Annotated in this window: 21 protein-coding genes and 2 tRNA genes; 13 read left to right on the top strand and 10 right to left on the bottom strand. The window is 41.3% G+C overall.

Features of this window, described 5'->3' with window-relative positions:
- Positions 1-155 precede the first annotated feature (155 nt).
- Positions 156-1,100, bottom strand: coding sequence for a glycosyltransferase family 2 protein (locus tag BST97_RS06250; RefSeq protein ID WP_085766428.1), 945 nt, complete (start codon positions 1,098-1,100; stop codon positions 156-158).
- 382 nt (positions 1,101-1,482) lie between these two features.
- Here BST97_RS06250 and BST97_RS06245 point away from each other — a divergent pair, with 382 nt between their 5' ends.
- The 8 genes from BST97_RS06245 (at position 1,483) to mazG (ending at position 11,817) form a co-directional block, all read left to right on the top strand.
- Positions 1,483-4,500, top strand: a complete 3,018-nt coding sequence (locus tag BST97_RS06245) for a tetratricopeptide repeat protein (protein WP_085766427.1) — start codon at positions 1,483-1,485, stop codon at positions 4,498-4,500.
- Positions 4,501-4,512: 12 nt separating this feature from the next.
- Positions 4,513-6,252: a TonB-dependent receptor gene (locus BST97_RS06240; RefSeq protein ID WP_085766426.1), complete on the top strand. Its 1,740-nt coding sequence runs from the start codon at positions 4,513-4,515 to the stop codon at positions 6,250-6,252.
- A gap of 155 nt (positions 6,253-6,407) precedes the next feature.
- A complete protein-coding gene (locus tag BST97_RS06235) occupies positions 6,408-7,361 on the top strand; it encodes an acetyl-CoA carboxylase carboxyltransferase subunit alpha (protein ID WP_085766425.1) in 954 nt (317 codons plus the stop codon).
- 246 nt (positions 7,362-7,607) lie between these two features.
- On the top strand, positions 7,608-9,146 hold the full coding sequence (dnaB, locus tag BST97_RS06230) for a replicative DNA helicase (RefSeq protein ID WP_085766424.1): 1,539 nt from the start codon (positions 7,608-7,610) through the stop codon (positions 9,144-9,146).
- A gap of 175 nt (positions 9,147-9,321) precedes the next feature.
- Positions 9,322-9,405, top strand: a tRNA-Ser gene (locus BST97_RS06225).
- A gap of 40 nt (positions 9,406-9,445) precedes the next feature.
- Positions 9,446-9,520, top strand: a tRNA-Pro gene (locus BST97_RS06220).
- Positions 9,521-9,755: 235 nt separating this feature from the next.
- A complete protein-coding gene (gene manA / locus BST97_RS06215) occupies positions 9,756-10,979 on the top strand; it encodes a mannose-6-phosphate isomerase, class I (RefSeq protein WP_085766423.1) in 1,224 nt (407 codons plus the stop codon).
- Between the two features lie 58 nt (positions 10,980-11,037).
- Entirely contained in the window at positions 11,038-11,817 is a 780-nt protein-coding gene (gene mazG / locus BST97_RS06210; protein WP_085766422.1) for a nucleoside triphosphate pyrophosphohydrolase, read from the top strand.
- Here the strand turns inward: mazG and BST97_RS06205 are convergent.
- The 5 genes from BST97_RS06205 to BST97_RS06185 form a co-directional block, all read right to left on the bottom strand.
- Complete coding sequence (locus BST97_RS06205; protein ID WP_085766421.1) at positions 11,814-11,981, bottom strand: YqaE/Pmp3 family membrane protein; 168 nt, start codon at positions 11,979-11,981, stop codon at positions 11,814-11,816. The genes mazG and BST97_RS06205 overlap by 4 nt on opposite strands.
- A gap of 94 nt (positions 11,982-12,075) precedes the next feature.
- A complete protein-coding gene (locus BST97_RS06200) occupies positions 12,076-12,231 on the bottom strand; it encodes a YqaE/Pmp3 family membrane protein (RefSeq protein ID WP_085766420.1) in 156 nt (51 codons plus the stop codon).
- Positions 12,232-12,310: 79 nt separating this feature from the next.
- The gene (gene purB, locus BST97_RS06195) at positions 12,311-13,651 is read right to left on the bottom strand and encodes an adenylosuccinate lyase (RefSeq protein WP_085766419.1); all 1,341 of its coding nucleotides are present in this window, start codon (positions 13,649-13,651) and stop codon (positions 12,311-12,313) included.
- Positions 13,652-13,715: 64 nt separating this feature from the next.
- Positions 13,716-14,291: an adenylosuccinate lyase gene (locus BST97_RS06190; protein ID WP_085766418.1), complete on the bottom strand. Its 576-nt coding sequence runs from the start codon at positions 14,289-14,291 to the stop codon at positions 13,716-13,718.
- Positions 14,291-14,971 (bottom strand): SIR2 family NAD-dependent protein deacylase, encoded by a 681-nt coding sequence (locus BST97_RS06185; protein WP_085766417.1) that lies wholly within the window; start codon positions 14,969-14,971, stop codon positions 14,291-14,293. Before BST97_RS06185 ends, BST97_RS06190 begins: the two co-directional genes overlap by 1 nt.
- A gap of 368 nt (positions 14,972-15,339) precedes the next feature.
- Here BST97_RS06185 and pheT point away from each other — a divergent pair, with 368 nt between their 5' ends.
- From pheT to BST97_RS06160, 5 genes are all read left to right on the top strand, one after another.
- Complete coding sequence (gene pheT, locus BST97_RS06180; protein ID WP_085766416.1) at positions 15,340-17,760, top strand: phenylalanine--tRNA ligase subunit beta; 2,421 nt, start codon at positions 15,340-15,342, stop codon at positions 17,758-17,760.
- A gap of 106 nt (positions 17,761-17,866) precedes the next feature.
- Positions 17,867-18,586, top strand: a complete 720-nt coding sequence (locus tag BST97_RS06175; RefSeq protein WP_085766415.1) for a hypothetical protein — start codon at positions 17,867-17,869, stop codon at positions 18,584-18,586.
- Between the two features lie 92 nt (positions 18,587-18,678).
- Positions 18,679-18,882, top strand: coding sequence for a hypothetical protein (locus tag BST97_RS06170; protein WP_085766414.1), 204 nt, complete (start codon positions 18,679-18,681; stop codon positions 18,880-18,882).
- Positions 18,872-19,066, top strand: a complete 195-nt coding sequence (locus BST97_RS06165) for a hypothetical protein (RefSeq protein ID WP_085766413.1) — start codon at positions 18,872-18,874, stop codon at positions 19,064-19,066. Before BST97_RS06170 ends, BST97_RS06165 begins: the two co-directional genes overlap by 11 nt.
- 80 nt (positions 19,067-19,146) lie before the next feature.
- Positions 19,147-19,587, top strand: a complete 441-nt coding sequence (locus BST97_RS06160; protein WP_211277473.1) for a M23 family metallopeptidase — start codon at positions 19,147-19,149, stop codon at positions 19,585-19,587.
- A gap of 11 nt (positions 19,588-19,598) precedes the next feature.
- Here BST97_RS06160 and BST97_RS06155 read toward each other — a convergent pair whose 3' ends face one another.
- The 4 genes from BST97_RS06155 to cysS form a co-directional block, all read right to left on the bottom strand.
- A complete protein-coding gene (locus BST97_RS06155; protein ID WP_085766411.1) occupies positions 19,599-20,087 on the bottom strand; it encodes a hypothetical protein in 489 nt (162 codons plus the stop codon).
- A 38-nt stretch (positions 20,088-20,125) separates the two neighbouring features.
- Positions 20,126-21,595 carry a sodium:solute symporter gene (locus tag BST97_RS06150; RefSeq protein WP_085766410.1) on the bottom strand — a complete coding sequence of 490 codons (1,470 nt, stop codon included), beginning with the start codon at positions 21,593-21,595 and terminating at the stop codon, positions 20,126-20,128.
- Positions 21,596-21,876: 281 nt separating this feature from the next.
- Positions 21,877-22,098, bottom strand: coding sequence for a membrane protein insertion efficiency factor YidD (yidD, locus tag BST97_RS06145; RefSeq protein WP_085766409.1), 222 nt, complete (start codon positions 22,096-22,098; stop codon positions 21,877-21,879).
- A 255-nt stretch (positions 22,099-22,353) separates the two neighbouring features.
- Positions 22,354-23,841: a cysteine--tRNA ligase gene (gene cysS / locus BST97_RS06135; protein ID WP_085766407.1), complete on the bottom strand. Its 1,488-nt coding sequence runs from the start codon at positions 23,839-23,841 to the stop codon at positions 22,354-22,356.
- Positions 23,842-23,866: the final 25 nt, after the last annotated feature.

The raw sequence follows: 23,866 nt of genomic DNA, 5'->3' as shown, positions 1-23,866 counted from the left end.
AAACAAAGATGCTGATTTTTTGATTAATATAAATCAGCTATATCTCAGAAAACATCTTTTCTTATTACAAAGTATAGTTTTAAATATGATGTGACTCTTTAGGGAGTTGCGAGCTTTCTCGAGTAAGTACAGATAAGTGGTAGCGTTTTGATTCCTTAATCCCATGCGGTTAGATAAATCCGTTTGCTGTTCAACCACAACTGCCACTTCTTCATCAAAATCAGCATCTTAGACGGCATCTTGAGTAGTAACCGTTGCGTGAAGTTGAGATCCTCCTTGCTTATTTCTGGTAGAATTAAACGGAAGATTTTGTCATTACTACCCAGCTTTGCATAAATAGCCACCGCAAACCTATTCATGTTCATGAATTTTTGAAGTGATGGATTGCTTTGCTCTTGCTCTTTGTACTTATTGAGTAATTTTGAGCTTTCTTCAACGAGCAGTTGGCTTGTTAAGTTGTTTTCGGCAAAACTTCGGTAGGTTGTTGAATTGCGAAGGTGAAAAGCTAGGGGGTATTCTAGGGTTAGACGTATCCACAAATCAGTATCTTCACCGCTTTTAATATCTGGAGCAAATTTTCCTGCCTTTTCAAAAGCCTCTCGCGTAAATGCAACTGATGATGATGTGATCAGTGATCGCTGCATACTTCCCGCAAAGTAATCATCAATCATAACAGTTCTTTTACTAATTTCAACTGAATAGTTAGCTTCCACTTTATAGTGAGGCGTGTACATCACCTCATAATGAGTCGCAAAAAGTTGCGCCTCGGGAAAAGTCTGAATCAACTCTTTGATGTCTGACAGGTGATGCTGTGTCCATAGATCATCGGCATCGATCAGGGCAATATATTTTCCAGAACATTTTGCTATAGCATGGTTCCGCGCTGCGGACGCTCCTTGGTTTTCTTGAGTGAAAATTCTAATACGATCATTTTTCATGTTTTTGATTAGTTCCATGCTGCGATCAGTACTCCCATCATCTACAACAACTACCTCAAAATCGTCAAAATCTTGCGCAAGCACGCTTTCCATTGTTTCCACAATGTATTTCTCCTTATTATAAACGGCAATAGCTACAGAGAAAAATGGAGTGTGGGGCATAATCGATTTTGAACTTTCAAATTTAGATATAGCTCAAAAGAAAAAACTCTGTAAAACTCATTTCTTTTAAGGGTCTGAGCATTTCGACTTCGCTCAACGACCACGGAGTCGAAGTTGCCTTACAGAACTGGTTCAAAGTTAGTCATTGCTCAAAAGAATTGAACAAAGCAAATTCAATTCGCACAAAGATGGCTGAGCATTTCGACTTCGCTCAATAACCATGGAGTCGAACTGAGGCCAAGGTGGCTGAGCGGAGCCGAAGCTACCTTGTAGGAAAAAAGTTAGCCTTTGCTGTGTAAAACATTATGAATAATTAAACAGCCATTACGTCGTTATCCCTAGGTAAGATTCTAATTTTACCCAAGCTAAGACATTTACGCCCATGAGAAAACTATTTATCGCTATAGCCTTGTCCCTGAGCGGCATCGCGCTTGTAAATGGTCAGCAGTCTAAGGTCTACACAGACCAGCTGGCCGCTTACAACCAGGCTCTCGACTTATATCAAGAGGATCAGTACACTGCTGCACAACGGCTTTTTGAAGAAGTGCGCACAGAAACTGATGACGAGATCATTAAAGGAAATGCTTCCTATTATATAGCAAACTGTGCGGTAAGACTCAATCAGCGTAATGCAGATGCGCTGATCGAGAAATTTGTCGAGCAATATCCCGCTTCAACAAAACGCAACTCTGCAATCATAGACGTGGCAGACTACTACTTTGATAATGGTAAATATCGACAGGCTTCAAAATGGTATACTAAGGTAGATAAGAGCACGCTTTCGCGAAAGCAAATGAACCGTTACAACTTCAACACTGGTTACACTCTGGTACAGGCCAAAAAATATGATGAAGCAAAGCCTTTCCTTAACCGCGTGAGTGATACGGAAGAGTATGGCGCAAAAGCCAAATATTACCTCGGTTACATCGCCTATGAAGGTGACGAGCTGCAGGAAGCAAGCGACCTTTTTGATCAAGTGGATGCCTCGCCAGAAGAAGATCAAAAGCTCTCTTATTATCAGGCAGATCTCAATTATAAATTGGGGAACTTTGATAAGGCGATCAGTCTCGCTCAAGAACAGTTGCCTAAATCCAATCGTAATGAGAAATCACAACTCAATCGTATCATAGGGCAGTCGCTGTTTAATCAAGAAAAGTATGCTGAGGCCATGCCTTTTTTAGAGCAATATGAAGGAACTCGTGGTAAATGGAATAATAACGATTATTACCAGCTAGGATATGCATACTATAAAACCAATGATTTTGAGAAAGCAATCGAGACCTTCAACAAAATCATCGATGGAGAAAACGCAACGGCTCAAAATGCCTATTATCATTTAGGACAGAGTTATATCAAATTAGATCGTAATGAAGATGCACTCAACGCATTCAAATTGGCTAGCGAACTTGATTTTGATGCTGAAATTCAAGAAGACGCTTACTACAACTACGCTAAGCTCAGTTACGAGACCGGAAATCCCTATGAAAGTACGCCTCAGGTAATCTTGAACTATCTGGAAAAATACCCTGAGAATGAGAACAAGGAAGAAATGAGAACTTTCTTGATCGATTCTTACTTCTCGTCAAAGAATTATGAAGAAGCCATGGCCTTGCTAGAAGACGGTCGCATCAAAGGAAATGAAAATGTCTATGCAAAGGTAGCTTTGTATCAAGGCCTTACAGATTATACTAATGGCGACTACAAAAAAGCCATCGCAAACCTTGATAAAACGCTGAATTACGGTACAGATGAGGAGTTGAAGAAAAAAGCGCAGTTCTGGAAGGCAGAAAGTTATTATCAGATCAATGATTTTTCTGCAGCACTGGCCAGTTTTAAAAATGCAGGTGCCAGCAACGTTGCTATAGAAGAAGATGATATGTATTTCTATGACTTGGGTTATACCTATTTCAAATTGAAGGAGTACGATAATTCTATTAATGCGTTCACAACTTTCGTGAAGAGTGATGCCGCAGAAACCAATAGGACAAGGTTGAACGATGCACTTCTAAGAATAGGGGATGCAAATTATGTGACCAAAAAATACTATCCCGCGATGGAGGCTTACAATAAGTCCATAAAAGCGGGAGGCTATAATGCAGATTATGCCGCTTTTCAAAAAGCCATTTCTTACGGATTTGTGGACAAGGTCGATTCTAAGATCAAAGACTTAAGGGATTTTATTCAGAATTATGGCCGCTCAAAGTATCGCGATGACGTGATGTATGAACTCGGGAATACGCTCATCAATGAGGGTCGAGTAAATGAAGGGATCGCTGCATACGATCAGCTTATTCAAGAATTCCCTAACAGTTCCTATACCTCAAAGGCGATGATGCGCAAGGGTCTGCAGTTATACAATGATAACCAACTCGCAGAATCCCTGAAAGTCTTTAAAGCTGTTGTAGCGCGCTATCCAGGAACGCCGCAGGCAACCCAAGCGATCAGTAGTGCGAGACAGGTTTACATCGACCAAGGTAATACCAACGATTACGCAGTTTGGGTGAGATCACTCGATGGAGTTGAAGTTACCGATAACGAGCTGGATGACACGGCCTACGAGAGTGCAGAGCGTCCTTACTTAAGAGGCGACATGAAGGCCACGATTAATGGTATGCAATCCTACCTTGATCAATTTCCTAATGGAAAGTACGCACTTAAAGCCCACTTTTATCTGGCTCAAGCATTATTTTCTGAAGACCGTAAACAAGAGAGTGTCTCGCATTTTCAATATGTAGCCAGCAAAGAGCGTAATGAATTTACAGAACCAGCATTGGCTCGCTTGAGTGAAATACACTTGAATGCAAAAGATTATCAGAAGGCAATTCCCGTTCTATTAAAACTGGAACAAAATGCAGATTTCCCTCAGAATGTGATTTACGCACAATCCAACTTGATGAAAGGATATTACGAACTTGAAGATTACAATAAATCGGCAGCTTATGCTCAAAAGGTTCTAGAATCTACTGGAGCAGATACGCAGGTTAAAGCAGATGCACAAGTTATCATCGCACGATCTAATTGGAAACAAGGCAATGAGACTGCTGCGCGCACCGCTTATGAAAACCTAAGAGCAGATGCTACTGGTAGCCTTGCGGCGGAAGCTGCTTATTATGAGGCCTACTTTAAAAATAAAGACGGCGATCATGATGGAGCTATATCTGCTGGGAACTCTTTGACAAAAAACTACGGAAGCTATAAGCTCTGGAGTTCAAAGGCTCTTGTGTTGATGGCAAAAAGCTATCAAGCTAAAGGAGAGACCCTCAACGCAACAACAATCTTAGAAGCCGTGATCAAAAACTTTTCAAAATATCCAGAAGTAGTAGCTGAAGCTCGTCAAACATTGACTGAAATACGAGCTGAAGAAGCAAAGACTAACAGTTCCATTTCTCCAAAAAACTAAACAAAGCATTTTATGAAAATCGATAATAAATTTTGGTTAGCGGTCCTTGTATCAGGCTTTGTTTCCCTAGGATACGCTCAAAAGACAGAAGAGCAGGAAGAAGAAGATCGCTTAAATGGTGGGACGATCACCGTAGTAAAAGCCTATGATCCTACCATCAGTGATGCGTTTAAAGTAAACAGCGTACCACAAATCAACGATACCACAAAGGTCAAAAAGAAACCTGTGACCTATAGGATTTTTTCGATTCCTGTGGCAAGTACTTTTACACCTACAAAGCCTGGTCTGAATAGATTACGTCCAAGACAGCGAGCTAAGTATTATGATAACTACGCTCGACTGGGCTTAGGGAATTATGTGAACGTGCTCGGAGAATTTGCAGGTAATTTTGAGATCGACCGTGATCAGGATTTTGGTGTGTTCTTTAATCATGACTCTTCCCAAGGAAGCATTGATGAAGTTGAGGCAGATAATGGTTTTTCGGACACCGCACTAGATTTAAGCTACGGTTCTAGGTCCAGAAATATGAATTGGGGTGTGACTGGTGGTGGTCGCTATCGTACGGCAAACTGGTATGGAGATTTTGAAGATGCTCTCAATCCGTTAACAGAGGATAGCGATGTAGGTTTGAGCTATATCAACTACGGTCTAGGCGGTCGTGCTGAATTTTTCGATCAGGTTTTTGAGAAGATTGAAGTGCAAGTGAGTGGAATTAGTTCTGGTGAGGATGCTTCTGAATTCTTAGTGGAAGCGAGACCACAATTGATGTTTGAGATCATGGAGACTGAGGTAAAGTTTAATGGTGAGCTAGAATACCTCTCGGGATCATTTGGTACCCAAGGAATTCTTGATGAAGTACCAGAAAATTATAGTTATTTCAACGCTGGTTTGAACCCAAGCATCAATCTTTATGGCGACATGTACAAAGCAGAGCTCGGTGCGCGATTGAATTATATTCAGGATATCGAGAATTCTGAAGGTGAGTTTAAAGTATATCCAGACATAAATGCCAGCTACATTTTGGTGGAGAATTTCATCAACGCATATACGATTATAGGTGGTGGGCTGGATCTGAACAGCTTAGCATCTTTTACAGAAGATAATATATTCCTAGCACCTGCCGTACTTGTTGCGCCTACTGACCGCCAGCTTGATGCACAGCTAGGAATCAAGGGAATGTTGACTAATCAATTTGGCTATCGATTGTATGGAGGCTACAAGATTGAAAAAAACCGAAATCTTTATGTAACCGATACCGGAATCAGAATCGCAGTCGATAATCCGGAGCCATGGGAATCTGGAAATGTATTTTACAACCGGTATGCTGATTTGAATACTTTGAGCTTAGGCGGTGCATTGACCTACAGCAGCGGTAGTGGTCTAGATATCACTCTTCAAGGAACTTATCTCAACTACGATGTAGAAAATGGGGATGCATTTGAAAATGTAGCTTCAAATCTACCAGAGTTTAAAGGTGATTTGATAGCAAATTATGAAATTAATGAAAAGTGGAACATAGGATCAACCCTCTACTTTGTAGGCGAGCGTGAGGCCTACCGTTTTGGATCAGGAGTAGAGAATCTGAACTCATTTGTTGATTTGAACTTAGATGTGAGCTACAAGATCAATCCTAAACTTTCGGCATTCTTGAGAGGTAATAATCTTACAGGAGGTAACTATCAGTTGTATCAAGGTTACCCAGTCCAGAACTTGCAAGTGATGGGTGGAGCTGTTTATAAATTTGATTTTTAGGTTATTTGTTCCGCTTCCGCGAAAGCGAGATATTCAAAATACAAGTTGAACCTGACAGAAAACATCGATCACATGTATTGCTTTGCTATTTAAATACCATAGAACCTTATAAGCTTTATTATATTTGTTTTCCCCTAAATGAGAAGTTGACCTAAATGGAATACCTAGATTTTGAACTCCCTATAAAGGAATTAGAAGAAAAATACCTGCAAACGATTGAGCTAGGTGTTGAAAGTGAGGTAAATGTAAACTCTACCATAAAACAGATTGAAAAGAAGCTGAAGGCAAAACGTAAGGAGATTTATTCTAATCTTACCCCATGGCAGCGCGTTCAGATGTCTCGTCATCCTAGTCGTCCATATACGCTAGACTATATAAAAGCGATATGCGGTGATACCTGGTTAGAACTACATGGAGACCGCAATGTTAAGGATGATAAAGCCATGATAGGTGGCTTAGGGAAGATAGGCGAACAGAGTTATATGTTTATTGGCCAGCAAAAGGGTTACAATACAAAAACGCGCCAGTACCGCAATTTTGGTATGGCAAATCCAGAAGGTTATCGCAAGGCATTACGCTTGATGAAGAGCGCTGAAAAATTTGGAATACCGGTTGTAGCGCTTATCGACACTCCGGGTGCTTATCCAGGTCTTGAGGCAGAGGAGCGCGGTCAGGGAGAGGCTATAGCCCGCAACATTTTAGAAATGACGCGTCTTAAAGTCCCTATAATCGTGATGATCATAGGCGAAGGAGCCAGCGGTGGTGCGCTGGGAATAGGTGTAGGCGATAAGGTAGTCATGCTTGAAAATACTTGGTATTCTGTCATCTCGCCAGAATCTTGTTCTTCTATCCTTTGGAGAAGTTGGGAGCATAAAGAGGAAGCTGCATCTGCGCTTAAATTGACCTCTACTGATATGAAAAAGCTCAAGTTGGTTGATGAAATCATTAAAGAACCAGAAGGTGGGGCGCATAAAGATCGTGAGGCCGTTTATAAATCAGTTGCAGAATCGATAACTAAGCATTTTGAGTCGTTGAAGGATTTGTCAGCCCAGGAACTTGTTGAACAGCGCATGAATAAATACTCAAAAATGGGTGTTTTCAAAGCTTAAAATAAAGCTTTAAAAATAGATACAACCGCTTATTATTGTAAGCGGTTTTTTTGTGCGTTGAAAACTTATCAACCTTCTTAAAAACTTCTAAAAATCGATTTTCCCATGAGTTCTAGCGATCTAACATGTAAGAAAAAATTCATGGAAACTTTTCAACATTTTGTGAACCGATTTTATCGGTAAATCTGTTGAATTGTTACGCTTTCGCGAAAGCGTCATCTTTCATAACCACTACATTTGCACACTATGGAAAATGTAAAGGAACTCACTCAATCTTACTCAAAAAATACCTCAGTAGTTACCTTAGAAAAAGGTAAGGTGCCGCCACAGGCGCTGGATCTTGAGAAGGTTGTGCTGGGCGCATTGATGATCGATGGTAAGGGTGTGGATGAGGTAATCGACCTCCTGACTCCAGAGGCATTTTACCATAAAGCTCATCAGTCTATTTTTGAATCCATTGATACCTTATTTAAATCGGGTAGTCCTGTCGATTTGCTTACAGTGAGTGCTCAGTTACGTAAGGATAAAAAACTAGATGCAATAGGAGGGGATCACTATCTGGTTCAGCTTTCACAACTGGTAAGTTCCACAGCGCACATTGAGTTTCATGCGCGCATTATTTTGCAAAAATTCATCCAGAGAAGTTTGATCAAAATCTCTACTGAGATCATTAATGATTCCTACGATGAAGCAACAGATGTTTTTGACCTTTTAGATAAGGCAGAGTCTAAGCTTTATGAGGTCACTCAGGGAAATATCAGAAAGAGTACGGAGACCGCCATGGATCTCGTGCGTCAGGCAAAGGAGCGTATCGAGGAAATTGCAAACCGTGATGGACTAAGTGGTATCCCAACTGGTTTTACAGATCTGGATCGCTTAACCAGTGGCTGGCAGCCGAGTGACTTGATCATTATTGCTGCACGTCCTGGTATGGGTAAAACGGCCTTTACATTAAGTATGGCGAGAAATATTGCTGTGGGTAGTAACACTCCGGTTGCCTTTTTCTCTTTAGAGATGAGTTCTGTGCAGCTGATTACTCGTTTGATATCTTCAGAAACAGGTTTGAGTTCAGAAAAACTTAGAACTGGTAAACTGGAGCCGTTTGAGTGGGAACAACTCAACGTGAAGGTGAAAGACTTAGAGCAAGCTCCTATTTTCATTGATGATACGCCGTCACTCTCCATTTTTGACTTACGCGCAAAATGTAGAAGACTTGCTTCACAGTATGGTATCAAACTCATTATGATTGATTATTTGCAGTTGATGACCGCAAATACCGGAAACAAAAATGGGAACCGTGAACAGGAAATCTCCACCATTTCACGAAATTTAAAGGCACTCGCTAAGGAACTTGATGTTCCAGTCATTGCCCTATCGCAGTTATCACGTGCAGTTGAATCTCGTGGTGGTTCAAAACGCCCTCTACTTTCTGACTTAAGGGAATCTGGAGCGATTGAGCAAGATGCAGATATTGTATCTTTCATTTATAGACCAGAATATTACAATATGGAGGAGTGGGATGATGATGATCGCTCACCCACAAAGGATCAAGCCGAGTTTATCGTGGCAAAACACCGTAACGGTGCTACAGACGCTATCAGGTTGAAGTTCTTGGGTCAGTTCGGTAAGTTTGATAATCTCGACGACTATTTCCAGCCAGACGAGTTTGGTTCAAAAATGAATGCCGCAAATGATGATACAAACAAGCCTGATCCATTTGGTGCAGGTAAAACAGCTTCGCCAGGCGATGCATTCGGCATTCCAGATGATGATATGCCGTTTTAATCAGCGAGATTAACTATTCTACTGATTATGAAGTAGGTGGAATAAGTAGATTTGAGATGCTGAAAAAGGCTCAAAAAAATATCAAATCTCACGTCTATATAATTTGCGCAAACCGATTATAGATGTATCTTTGCAACCGCTTTTAGAAATAGGAGCAAGTTCTTTAAAAATATTAGGAGAGGTGCCGGAGTGGTAACGGAGCAGATTGCTAATCTGTCAGCGTGCAAGCGCTGCCCGGGTTCGAGTCCCGGTCTCTCCGCAGATAAGATTTTGCAGTTGAAGCCTTTAAAGCTGCAACTCGGGGTGTAGCGTAGCCCGGTCATCGCGCCTGCTTTGGGAGCAGGAGGTCGCAGGTTCGAATCCTGCCACCCCGACTTGAAGCCTGAACATTTTATTTGTTCAGGCTTTTTTTTATGCCTAAAAATGACAGCTTCAGATTCCCGACTCACGTCGGTAAGCTCGCTCGCGGCTGGCGGCACGGCTTTTTAGTGAAGGATCGTTTTTTTGAGTTCTGGCTTTTTAAAATTTTTGACTTTGATAACCATCAAGCTTTCAAAGTTATTCTAATCCTTCTGCCTTAAATTTGCCAGCTTAGATGTATCCCAATTCATGTCTGAGATCAATAAGAATCTTCCTAATAAATCTGTTTACAAACTGGTAGGAAAGCTCCAAGATTATAAATGGGGTGGAAATGTATTTATCCCATCACTACTAGGTCAAAAAGTTACGGATGAGCCTGTAGCTGAATACTGGCTGGGCGCGCACCCTAATGCGTCATCTACCTTAAAGGTGAACGAGAATAAACTAGTAGATTTTATTAATACTGATCCAAAAACGATTCTTGGAGCTCGAGTTTATAAACGTTTCCATCGATTGCCGTATTTATTTAAGGTGCTTGATGTAAAAAATATGCTCTCCATTCAAGTACACCCTTCCAAACCTCAAGCAGAAGAAGGTTTTGCACGAGAAGAGGCGCTGGGAATTCCTCGTGATGCTGCTCATCGTAATTATAAAGACGATAATCATAAACCAGAGATTATGGTGGCACTGAGCGATTTCTGGTTGTTGCATGGCTTTAAATCATCGGAAAAAATTAAGGAAATCCTTTTAGGATACCCAGAGTTGCATCATCTAATGTCCGTATTTGAGAAAGATGGTTATGAAGGACTTTATTGCGCGGTGATGCTGGAAGATGATGAAGCTACTCTTAAAACTTTGAAGCCTTTGCTAGAAGAGCTCGAGTCAGATTTTGATGCTGGGAAGCTATCAAAAAATCAACCAGAATACTGGGCGGTAAAAGCCTTCAGGTCATTTTGTTCACCAGATAAAATAGATAAGGGTATTTATTCTATTTTCTTTCTCAATCTGGTTCACTTGAAGAAAGGGCAAGCAATTTTTCAAGACGCAGGTGTCCCACATGCATATCTTCAAGGTCAGAACATCGAGCTCATGGCAAATTCTGATAATGTACTGCGAGCTGGATTGACTTCAAAACACATGGATATTCCGGAGTTGCTCAGTCAGGTGAAATTCTGTGAGACGATTCCCAATGTTTTTGAAGGTGATATTTTAAATGATAATCACGAAACAGTCTATCAAACTCCTGTTGAGGATTTTCAATTGAGTAAAATTGAACTTGAGAAGAATGAAAGGTTTGCGGTCAAATCTAGTTCTCTTGAAATCCATTTTGTTTTGGAAGGAGCTATTCAGGTTAACGCTGATGACTATTTGAATCTTTCTAAGGGTGAAGCTTTCTTTACGATTGCTGGATGCTCTTATGAGATCTTAGCCCAAGAGAACAGTTTAATTTTTAAGGCCAGCTGTCCTTTGTAGAATAAATTAGTTGGTTACGCTTTCGCGAAAGCGAGAACTTTAAAACTAATACGATAATATGAGCGCACGAGAAGAACAATTAGCAGCATTTAATAGGTTGCTCGATATCATGGATGAGTTGCGGGAGAAATGCCCGTGGGATCGGAAGCAGACGCTGGAATCGTTGAGACATCTTACAATTGAGGAAACTTATGAGTTGGGGGATGCTATTCTGGAAGGTGACAAGAAAGAAATTGCCAATGAGCTGGGTGATTTGCTATTACACATAGTTTTCTATTCCAAAATAGGATCAGAAACGGGAGACTTTGACATGGCGAGCGTGGCTCATGGTATCTGTGAAAAATTGATTCATCGTCATCCACATATTTATGGCGATGTAGAAGTCGCTAACGAGGAAGATGTTAAAGCAAACTGGGAAGCCATAAAACTAAAGGAAGGTAAGGGTAAAAAGGGTGTTCTTGATGGCGTTCCAGCCTCTTTACCAGCTTTAGTGAAAAGTAAACGCATACAGGATAAAGTCGCTGGAGTGGGGTTTGATTGGGAACGACCAGAACAGGTCAAAGAAAAGCTAGAAGAAGAACTTCAGGAGTTAGAAGAGGAAGTCCTTAGAGGCAATAAAGATGCTATGGAGGCAGAATATGGAGATGTACTTTTTTCTCTCGTGAATTATGGCAAGCATTTAGGTCTAAATGCAGAAGATGCTCTAGAGCGAACTAACAAAAAGTTTATTAAGCGTTTTAGCTATTTAGAAAATGCTGTAAAAAAATCTGGGAATACTATTAATGAATTGTCCCTTGAAGAACTCGACGTTTATTGGAATGAAGCTAAAAAGCTTTAATAATATCGGGCAGGTGAATTAATGTAAAATGCGTGTAATATTCCAGGGACAATAAATAACAGCGTCAATAGAATGTTCACACCTACATCACTCGTGATTCCTTTTTTACGAGCAATGCTTAAAGGAGGAGCCAGAATGTTCAAAATAATAGTAATTCTCTTCATCTTTTACCTTTTTGATAAAATTAGCTGATTATTTAGCTCAAAATGTTAGCGGAATTCTAAAATTACTTATTAATTCAGAATTCCGCTTGTTATTTTATCTACTGGTTACGTAAAAGGCGTGGATGATTCCAGGAATAACACCAAGGATAGTAAGTAGGATGTTGATCAATAAATCCATTCCTATGCCTTTGTTCAAAGCAACACTCAATGGAGGAAGAAAAATGTTCAGTAAAATAGTAATTAAGCCCATAATAGTTTTTTGGGCTAATTTACCTTAAGAGGTGTAGGACATTTCTTAAACTACAATCAATTGTCAGATGCTTAACGTTTCAGATACCCGTGAAATTTGAGGGAGTGATCGCTTTCATTTGTTTTTTCAAATCATCAGAAACTTCTAATGTATCTATGAAATCTGCGATACTGGGCTGAGTGATTTTTGTGTTTTTGCGTGTAAGCTCTTTGAGTGCTTCATAAGGATTAGGATAAGCTTCACGTCGCAAAATGGTTTGAATGGCTTCGGCTACTACCGCCCAGTTGTTTTCTAGATCTTCCTGAAGTTTGCTCTCATTTAATAATAGCTTTGAAAGTCCGTTTTGAGTCGCTTTGAAGGCGATCAGTCCATGAGCTAACGGCATGCCCACGTTGCGCAACACAGTTGAATCTGTCAGGTCTCTTTGCAATCGTGATACTGGGAGCTTTGCAGAAAGGTGTTCGAGCAAGGCATTGGCAATCCCGAGATTCCCTTCAGAATTTTCAAAGTCAATGGGGTTGACCTTGTGCGGCATCGCGCTGGAACCGATTTCTCCTTTTTTGATTTTTTGCTTGAAATAATCCATGGAAATATAAGTCCAAATGTCTCGATCCAGATCTATGATGATGGTGTTGATTCTTTTAAGTGCATCAAAAAGCGACGCCATATCATCATAGTGTTCAATTTGAGTGGTGGGAAAACTGTGATTGAGTCCTAGTTTCTCTTCCACAAAGCGCGTCCCAAAAGCTTTCCAGTCGATTGCTGGATAGGCCACGTGATGCGCGTTGTAATTACCCGTTGCTCCACCAAATTTAGCTGAGTGATCAACCCGTTTTAAAACTTCAAGCTGTTTTTTCAGTCGGGTGACGAACACCTGAAATTCCTTTCCCAATCGGGTAGGAGAGGCAGGTTGCCCATGGGTGCGTGCCAGCATGGGGATGTCTTTCCAGTCATTTGCCAAATCCTCAATTTGAGCAATAAGCTTCTCTAGTTCTGGAATGTACACTTCGCTCAACGCTTCTTTTAGGGAAAGCGGGATCGCCGTGTTATTGATGTCCTGCGAAGTGAGACCAAAATGGATGAATTCTTTATTTACATCTAAATCTAAGGCATCAATCTTTTCCTTGATAAAATACTCTACAGCCTTTACATCATGATTGGTGACTTTCTCAATATCTTTGATACGCTGGGCATCAATCTCGGTGAAATCCTTGTATAAATCTCTAAAAATTCGCTGCTGTTGTTCAGAGAGTGGTTGTAGCTGCTCAATACCGCTTTCGCTCAAGGCTAGAAAGTACTCCACTTCAACCAGTACACGGTACTTTATTAAGGCAAACTCGGAGAAGTAATTTGCAAGTGTATCTACTTTGTTTCTGTATCTGCCGTCTATGGGAGATATGGCTTGTAAAGTACTGGGCATGGCTCTTTCTTTAAAGCCTACAATGATACGATTTTAAGTGCTAAATGGCTTGAGGAAATAGCGTTTATCGATTCTTGAGTTGCTGAATTTTCTGGGATACTTCTTTCGCCACAGCTCGATATCCACTCTGCGGATTTTGACTCATGATTCGTTCAATTTGCTCTAAGAGCGCTTCATGAACCCATTCAAATTCTTTACCCAATTCAAAAAGCGCCCGTGTAGCAAATGCCTGGTTGGCAGTTTTACCCTCATGTTCCAGCAAAGTCCTGAAACATCCTTCTACCATGGCAGCTCGATCTCGCTCGTTAAGAAATGATTTGATCTGATTTGGTCGTGGGCTGTAAAACTTTTTGCAACAAATACTGGCAATCTTAGTGAGGGATCGCATTCCTGAGCTGTCAATAGGTTGCTCGTATAGTCTAGCAATATCACACAGGTGTGGATAGCAATCTTTTTCAAAAAGCAAAAACGATTGCTCTAGACACCAGCAAGCTTGGTGCGACACTTTACTCGATGCCTTACACAATTTAATCAGATCGGGTAGCAGATTTCCTTCAACGGCTGCTTTACCCAGTCGCACCCGCTCTTTTTTGTACGCCTTGAGTGCTTTGAGCTGCTGATGTAGATCTTCTGGCGACATTAAAACTGAGTAATCAGGTCTGCAACCTCACGCACACCTTGCGTGGCTTTTTTGGAAATAACCGTTAGTCGATCGTTTGAACTGACCGCTGGAGCTGGATCGATCAAGTAGGTATGTACATGTGAAGCAATAAAATTGCGAAGTCCCGCGGCAGGATACACTTGCAGTGATGTGCCTACAATCATCAGAATATCGGCTTGTTGAACGATTTCAACGGCACGATCCATCATGGGAACTTCCTCGCCAAACCACACGATATGCGGTCGCAATTGTGAACCATCAGCGGCTTTATCGCCCATGGAAATATCATCGCGGTGCTCAATAACATGGTCATCCGTTTTTGAGGAACGTGCTTTCAGCAACTCGCCGTGCAGGTGTAAAACCCTAGAAGATCCGGCTCTTTCATGAAGATCGTCCACGTTTTGAGTGATGATATACACATTGAAATTACGCTCCAGGCCAGCGATGCAGTAATGTGCTTCGTTAGGCTCAACTTCTTTAAGTTGCGCCCTACGCTTATTATAAAAGTCCAAAACCAGTTCTGGATTACGTGCAAATCCTTGTGGTGAAGCCACCTCCATCACATCATGTCCTTCCCAGAGACCGCCCGCGTCTCTAAACGTATTCACGCCACTTTCGGCGCTCACTCCGGCACCAGTCAGCACAACTAAATTCTTCATCGAGTTTTTCTTTGGTTTAAAAGTAAGAATCTTTGGGATAGCGGTGAGCGATGTTCTACGCGCTTTGAGTCTTGAGGATTGTGAGGGGATAAAATCAACTTTTCAATTTCATGATTTGAATTTAAAGCACTTTTTTGAAATTTAGCTCTTAGCTCTTAGCTCTTAGCTCTTAGCTCTTAGCTCTTGGCTCTTGGCTCTTGGCTCTTGGCTCTTGGCTCTTGGCTCTTGGCTCTTGGCTCTTGGCTCTTGGCTCTTGGCTCGTAAGCTTGAATAATGCATAATCATTTCTGATATTATCTGTGGTTTTCTCGCTTTCGCGAAAGCGTACACAACACTATCTTTACCGCCCTTGAAAAGAACCCGTACTCATGAAGATTTCCTACAACTGGCTCAAGCAGTTTTTAAATATTTCAGACGATCTGGAATCCCACTCAGCGCTACTCACGGCACTAGGTCTAGAGGTGGAAGGGATAACTCCTTTTGAGAGTATAAAAGGGTCGCTAGAAGGTATTGTAGTAGGTCACGTGAAGGAGTGTGTAAAGCATCCCAACGCAGATAAACTGAAGCTGACCAAAGTTGATCTGGGGAATGAAGTCGTGCAGATCGTTTGTGGTGCGCCTAATGTTGCTGCTGGTCAAAAAGTGCCGGTTGCTACCATAGGAACAACGCTTTATGATGATAAAGGCGAGCCGTGGAAAATCAAAAAAGGAAAGATAAGAGGCGAGGAAAGCCATGGGATGATCTGTGCCGAAGACGAGCTAGGTCTAGGTAAATCCCACGCTGGTATCATGGTGCTGGAAGATGATCTAGAAGTGGGAACGCCACTTGCTGAGATCTTTAAAATCGAGAAGGACCATGTCATAGAAATAGGTCTCACGCCTAATCGCGCCGATGCGATGTCTCATATGGGTGTCGCACGTGATTTGAGAGCTGGACTTGCCGTGGGCGACCAGCTTATGGAATTCATCACACCCTCGGTAAGTGCTTTTCATGTAGATAGTAGATCGCTTAAAATAGATATTGAGGTTGAGAATCCAGTGCTTGCACCACGATACTGTGGCGTTACCCTAACTGGATGCAAAGTTACCGAGTCCCCAGACTGGCTCAAAAATAGACTGAAAGCGATAGGTCTAACTCCCAAAAATAACATAGTGGACATCACCAACTATGTGATGCACGAGCTGGGACAGCCGTTACATGCATTTGATGTAAGTACGATTCAAGGTGGCAAGATCGTCGTGAAGACCATGCCTCAAGGCACCAAGTTTGTCACCCTAGATGGCGAGGAGCGCGAGTTGCATGAAGAAGACCTCATGATCTGCGATGCAGAGAAACCGTTATGTATTGCAGGTGTTTATGGCGGTTTGAATAGTGGTGTGAAAGATCATACTACAACGGTATTTTTAGAAAGTGCTTATTTCAATCCCGTGAGTGTGCGCAAAACGGCCAAGCGTCACGGATTAAATACTGATGCTTCTTTCAGATTTGAGCGAGGTATCGACCCTTCGATTACTGAATATGCATTGAAGCGTGCAGCGCTACTCGTCAAAGAATTGGCTGGTGGAGAAATTACCCAAGATATCATGGATATTTATCCGGTTAAAATTGAAGATATCCAGGTGTTTCTACCTTTTGAAAAAGTAGATTCTCTGATTGGTCAAGAAATTCCGAGAGAAGAGATCAAGAGCATTTTGAGATCCCTCGACATTAATGTAAATAACGTCACCGAGAGTGGATTAGGACTTACCATACCTTCTTATCGCAATGATGTCACCCGTCCAGCTGATGTGATCGAAGAGATTTTACGCGTTTATGGTTACGACCGCATAGAAATACCATCTAAACTTAATGCTACGGTCGCAACTTCTTTAAAGTCTGAAAATAATAGGTTACAAAATATTACCGCTCAACTTTTGGTAGGTCAAGGCTTCAACGAGATGATGGCCAACAGCCTTACGGCAGAAAAATATCAAGAACTCTCTGAGCAACTTAACAAGGATCATGTGGTAAGCATGTTAAATCCATTGAGTAGTGACCTTGCGGTAATGAGACAAACCTTACTTTATGGAGGTCTTGAAGCTGTTGCTTATAACTTGAACCGAAAACAAGGAGATTTGCGATTGTTTGAGTTTGGTAATGTGTACAACAATTTCAATGGGGAATTCTCTGAGCAGAAACAGTTGAGCATTATTACTACTGGTGATCTGGATGCTGGACATTGGAACAGTTCAGATGCTTCGGCAGATTTCTTTTACTTGAAAGGAATGGTGACCGCGGTTTTGGAACGTTTAGGAATTAGTGAGCTCAAGGCAAAAGCTTCTAAAAACCAGTTGTTCTCTCAAGGTTTAAGTTTGAGCAGTAAATCGACTATTGCAGAACTCGGGCTGGTTGATTCAAGAATTGCTAAGCATTTTGATGTTACCAATCCGGTATTTTACGCGTGTATTTACTGGGATGAGGTGTTAAAGGTAATTGATATAAATTATCAACCGCTTGAAGAAATTTCCAAGTTCCCGACGGTAAATCGTGATCTCGCTCTTTTAGTAGATGATGGTGTGACGTTTAATGAAATGAAGAATATCGCTTTTCAAGCAGAAAAGAAACTTCTTAAAAATGTCAACCTCTTTGATGTTTATGAAGGTAAAGAGCTGCCTAAGGGTAAAAAATCCTATGCCTTGAGTTTTGAACTACAAGACCAGAACAAAACGCTGACCGACAAACAGATCGATAAAAGCATCCAGAAAATCCAGTCACAGCTTGAAAAACAAACCGGAGCTCAATTGAGGTAGTGGTTGCCCGTACCTTTTTTCAAACATTTTGTTATAATTTTAAATCCCTTACGACATAGTGCTTAAGGGATTTTTTATTTAACGCTCCAAAGCTAAACTACACGATATGTTAGGTCGCACCAATATAGAAGAACAACTCAACAAAGTACGTAATAAACAGGTTCAGGAAGCTGATATCTTGAAACAGGTGGAAGCTATTCTTAAAGATGAAGATCGCAAGGTAGATGAGATCATGGTGCGCATGAAGAATCCGCAGCACCCTACGCCACGCAATCATTTCAATTTTGATCTGCTGGAGACTGACCGTATTTATCACGTTGATCAAATACGTGAGATTTGTGTAGACTATAGGTTGAGGTTTCTAGATACCAAATATTTCAAGAACGACATCCCTTTTGAAGCCTTGAATAAGATCAAAAACATGGAAAAGGAGCACGATATTACCATGCGCGGTTTCAAAATTGTGGCTCCGTCAAAAATGTTCAAGCTAGAAGATGCAGATGACCCGTTGTTATTTGCGCCTATAGGTAATGGTTATTTCTATTTAATCCATAAATGGGGTAACGATTTGAAACCGTTTAGGAAATTGTGGGCATGGAGTTTCAAGAGTTTTGAGAACCTGATTTTCACGACCATTTTAGTAAGTCTGTTAGCAGCTTATTTAGTGCCCAATGGACTATTTTCTAAAGATCTCACGGGAGTCCAATTTGTGCTCATATTCTTTTTTACCTTCAAGTCCATAGCCAGTATGGTATTGTATTATTCCTTTGCGGCAGGTAAGAATTTTAACAAGGCCATCTGGAATTCAAAATATTTCAACGCATAGTTTATTTTTTGATAGTTTGATGAACTGCTGCCAATGTCCAGCGGTTTTTGTTTATAGTGGCAGTAGGCTTATCTTGCCATAAATTAAACTCCATGGCAAGCAATCCTAGACGTCGCAATCCTATCCTCGGACTTATTTTTGGTATTGTCTTCGTAGGATTTGGTTCCTACAGATTGTACAACCACTTTATCGTAGGCGAGGAGATGCCCACTTGGCGCTTGATCCTATCTTTTGCATTTTTGGGTTATGGTCTTTTTGTTCTGGCGTCTTTAGTGATGAATCGCAATGGCAAATAATCAAGCCAAAACCAATTACACCATTTTCCTTTCCCTCGTATTTATAGGAATAGGCGGGTATGAGCTCTATGAGAAATTTGTACTGGAAAGTGAATTGCCTACCTATCAGTGGGTTCTAGCGATAGGACTGGTATTATTAGGGATATATCAATTAGTGACGCTTTCGCGAAAGCGTAACACCTAAAAGTGAAAAAGCGCTACAAAATAAACTTAGTCATACTCACTATCATTTTAGTGGGATTTTTTATTCCCCAAAATCTGAGAATGCCCGTGCAAGGAGCCACCGCGGCAGATTATCACCCTGAGAGTTTCTGGTATTACCCGTGGGGAAAATCGGGTACGCACAAAGGTGTAGATATTTTTGCACAAAAGGGAACGCCGGTCAACTCTTCCACAAATGGCATCGTTCTCTATACTGGTACCATTAAAATGGGTGGGAACATCGTGGTTGTGCTGGGCCCCAAATGGCGTTTTCATTATTACGCGCACCTCGATTCCATTGAGACTTCTTCCTTGAGCTTGATTGAAAACAGCGAGCAAATAGGTACGGTAGGAGATTCAGGAAACGCAAAGGGAAAGCCGCCCCATCTTCACTATTCCATAATGACGCCATTGCCGTATTTCTGGCAAATCGACGATGATTCACAAGGCTGGCGCAAAGCGTTTTACCTAAATCCTATTGAGTTTTTGGAAGCTGAAGATTAAAGTCTTAATATCTATTCGCACGATAGGGATTCTAGATAATCAATTTGTTTATCAATAATCTGCCTGTTGTATTGTTGTTGACGTTGTCGAAAATGCTTCACGTTATGATCTTTAAAAGAGATTTCAGGATCATAGAACCTCAAAAACGGGTTTTCTAAGCTGTTCGAGATTTCACAATCATTGAGTGTTAAAAAGTTTTGATCTGCTAACCCTTGACCAAAGAACAACCATTCCCCAGTTCTGTGGATGTAATTATCGCACACATTAAATTGTCCGTGGATTAGATCATTTACTTCTAAATTGCCTTTATAGGATTTTTGAATTCTTGCTTCGAAATAAAATTCTTCTGGACAAACTGTGAGAACTTCAACCAAAACTACATTGTCGCTGTAATCATATTCTTCTAAAGTTGTTTTCTGCCAGTATCTTGGTGGAGGTGGACAGGTACATATTGACAAACTCAATAGGAGTAAAACTGTCTGATATAAGTAGGAAAGCATGATAAGAAGTGTTGATATCAACACACTTTAAACAATTATCATACCTCAATATTATGTCGATTGAAATTGATCATCGAACTCAACAGCAACCCCAAGAATGCAATCGCACCATTCAAGATCAGAATGAAAAATCCGAATTCAAACTCAAACCACAATTCACTAAAATAGCTTACTCCGAAAGCTAGAAATGGCGCAGCGATGGAAACCACTGCTGGTGCCCATTTGGGCGTTTGCAATTTGGTTAAAATCCCAAATGAGAACATTCCCAAAAGTGGTCCGTAGGTGTAACCTGCAAATACAAAGAGTTTTAGGATAACGCTATCGTCGTTGATCAAATACTTGAAGGCCACAATCACACCAATCAACGCGAGAGAAAATCCTACGTGTACGAGCTTCCTGATCCATTTTTGCTGCTTTTCCTGAAATTTTCGTTCTAGGTTCAAAATGTCCACAGAGAACGATGTCGTTAATGAAGTGAGCGCACTATCTGCGCTGGAATAGGCCGCAGCGATCAATCCCAGCATAAAGAACAATCCCAATCCCAGACCCAGACCGCTGTCTAAAGCTATCGTAGGGAATAGAGCATCTTTTGTGGCTTGAATGTTTTCTGCTTTCGCGAAAGCGGTCAACAAAACACCCATTCCCAAGAAAACCAGGTTGACAAAAGTGAGCACGATGGTGAACCAAAACATGTTTTTCTGCGACTCTTTTAAGCTACGGCAGGTGAGATTCTTCTGCATCATGTCTTGATCCAATCCCGTCATGACGATCGCAATAAATGCCCCTGATAAAAACTGCTTCACTACATGGGAATCTGCACGCCAGTTTTCTGTAAAAAAGATTTGAGATAGGTCACTATCGGCTATAAAACTGATAGTTGAGCCTATACCATCTAGCCCTAAACTATCGCTCACAAAATAAATCGCCACACCCACAGCGATCAACATAAAAAGCGTTTGAAGCGTATCAGTCCACACTATAGTTTTAATACCCGATTTAAAGGTGTAGAGCCAGATTAGCAAAACGGTAAGCGAAACGGTCTGCCAAAACTCAATCCCCATTTCATCAAATACGAATTCTTGCAAAACTCCAGCGACCAGATACAATCTAAAACTGGCACCAACTACGCGAGAAAGAATAAAAAATGCTGATCCCGTGTATTGCGCCGGTGCTCCATATCGCGTTTCAAGATAAGAATAAATGGAGGTAAGATTCATGCGGTAATAAAGGGGAAGCAAAACAGTCCCTATGACCAGATACCCCAAAATATATCCCAGCACCACCTGAAAATAGCCCATCGCACCTTGCTCGACCGCTCCTGGAACTGAGATAAAGGTGACTCCGCTGAGCGATGCGCCTATCATTCCAAATGCCACAAGATACCAGGGAGAAGAACGGTTGCCCCTGAAAAATGTGGCGCTATCACCTTTTCTGCCGACGATAAAAGAAATGGCAATCAATACCACAAAATAAACGGCTATGGTGATAAGAATTTGTTCAGAACTCACAGACTTAATTTTTCAGCGAAAATAAACGATGCGAGGAAACTGGAATTTGAACTCGAAGGTGAATTTATAGGTAAGCCCCCTCGAGGGGGTTTGTGGGTGTTAGCGCTTTGTATGAATTCAAAGTTGAAATCGAACTTGAACTAGAATATCCAAGTCAAAAACATCAACGTGTCACGCTAAGCTTGTCAAAGCGCGATTTTCATTTCCTCAATATCGAGTACTATTTTAAACTCAAACTTAAACTTAAACTTAAACTTAAGCTTAGTCATTTACTTACCATTTCAAGGAACCGGATCATAACCCTTGCCACCCCAAGGATGACAACTGGAAATACGTTTGATCGCCAGCCAGCCACCTTTTTTCAAACCGTGTTTTTTCAAAGCTTGTAGGCTATACGTAGAACAAGTAGGAGAGTAGCGGCACGAGCTGGGAGTGAAGGGCGATATGAAGTTTTGATAAAACCTGATCAGAAGGATGAACGGATAGATCAGAAGGCTCTTCATAGCACTTCAGAAATTAGACCTACAGTGATTAATGCTCCACCAAACCAATAGAAGAACTGAATCCACCGAGTGATTTTTACCCTACGCTCACTTATCCAAGTAATTCGGTCGGTAGGCCCAAACATGCTCGTCCAAATTTTGATATTGTATTTAACAAACCACGGAATCAATAATAGATTCCAGAGACAGAGAATCGTCCAGAAAAACAAAAGGGTAAACAATAGAAAAATAAATTCCATGATTACCCTTTTCTAATTATTTTACAGAGTAGGTCGTGCCGTCCACACCGTCTTTGAGCTGGATACCGGCTTTAGCAAGATCATCCCTTATTTTATCGCTCGTGGCAAAGTCACGATCTGCTCGCGCGTTTGCTCTCAAATCGATGATGAGTTGCATGGCGGCATTCAAAGCTTCAGAATCGGCATTGTTAGATTCTGAGGAGGCAGTTTGCAATCCCAAAACATCATAGAAGAATGCGTGAAACGTAGACACTAAATCGTCTTTATCTTGTTTTGAAATTTGTGCTTTACCATCTTTTATAGCATGAATCGATTTAATCATGTCAAAAAGTTCAGCAATGAGAATAGGCGTATTAAAATCATCATTCATTGCCGCGTAGCACTTGGCTTTCCAGGCTTTCACATCCACAGAGCTATTGTCTGATACTGGTAGATCTTCAATGATTTCTAATGCATCAATCAGGCGGTTGAAGCCTTTTTCAGCTCCCACAAGTGCATCATTGCTGAAATCAAGAATAGATCGATAATGTGCCTGCATCATGAAAAAACGGATCACGCTGGGCGCAAAGGGTTTTTCCATAAAGTCATTGTCGCCAGAGAATAACTCAGCTGGGAGAATGCTGTTTCCAGTCGATTTTGACATTTTCTGACCGTTGAGTGTCAGCATGTTAGCGTGTAGCCAATAATTAACTGGACTGCAACCATGAGCTGCCTCGCCTTGAGCAATCTCACACTCGTGGTGAGGGAATTTTAAATCCATTCCACCACCATGTATGTCAAACTGCTCGCCCAGATACTTAGAACTCATTACCGTACACTCGAGGTGCCATCCCGGGAAACCATCACCCCACGGACTAGGCCAGCGCATGATGTGCTCAGGACTGGCTTTTTTCCACAACGCAAAATCCTGCGGATTCTTCTTCTCGCTCTGTCCGGCAAGCTCGCGGGTATTTGCAATCATATCTTCCAGATTGCGACCGCTCAACTTTCCATATTGATGATCATCATTGAATTTCTTGACATCAAAATAAACCGAGCCGTCCACCACATAAGCAAATCCTTTTTCCAGAATATCTTCGATAATCTTGATCTGCTCAACGATGTGTCCCGTAGCGGTAGGCTCTATGCTGGGAGGCAAAGAGTTGAATTGCTGCATCACTTTATGAAAATCCAGCGTGTAGCGCTGCACGACTTCCATGGGTTCAATTTGCTCGAGACGTGCTTTTTTTGAGATTTTGTCCTCGCCCTGATCAGCATCGTCCGTAAGGTGGCCCGCGTCAGTAATATTGCGTACGTAACGCACTTTGTAGCCTAGATGTCTCAGGTATCTATAGATCATGTCAAAACTTATGAACGTGCGGCAATTCCCTAAGTGTACGTTGCTGTAAACAGTAGGTCCACAAACATACATTCCCACTCTGCCATCAAGGATGGAGTTAAAAACCTCCTTCTCAGAAGTCATGGAATTGTACAGTTTCAGTTCATTGCTTTTGTAAAGACTCATGATCAGTAAATTGTGTTGTAGTTGG

The organism is Nonlabens spongiae (assembly GCF_002117125.1).
In the GTDB taxonomy this organism is placed as follows: Bacteria; Bacteroidota; Bacteroidia; order Flavobacteriales; family Flavobacteriaceae; genus Nonlabens; species Nonlabens spongiae.
This window is presented reverse-complemented; position numbering and strand designations above follow the sequence as displayed.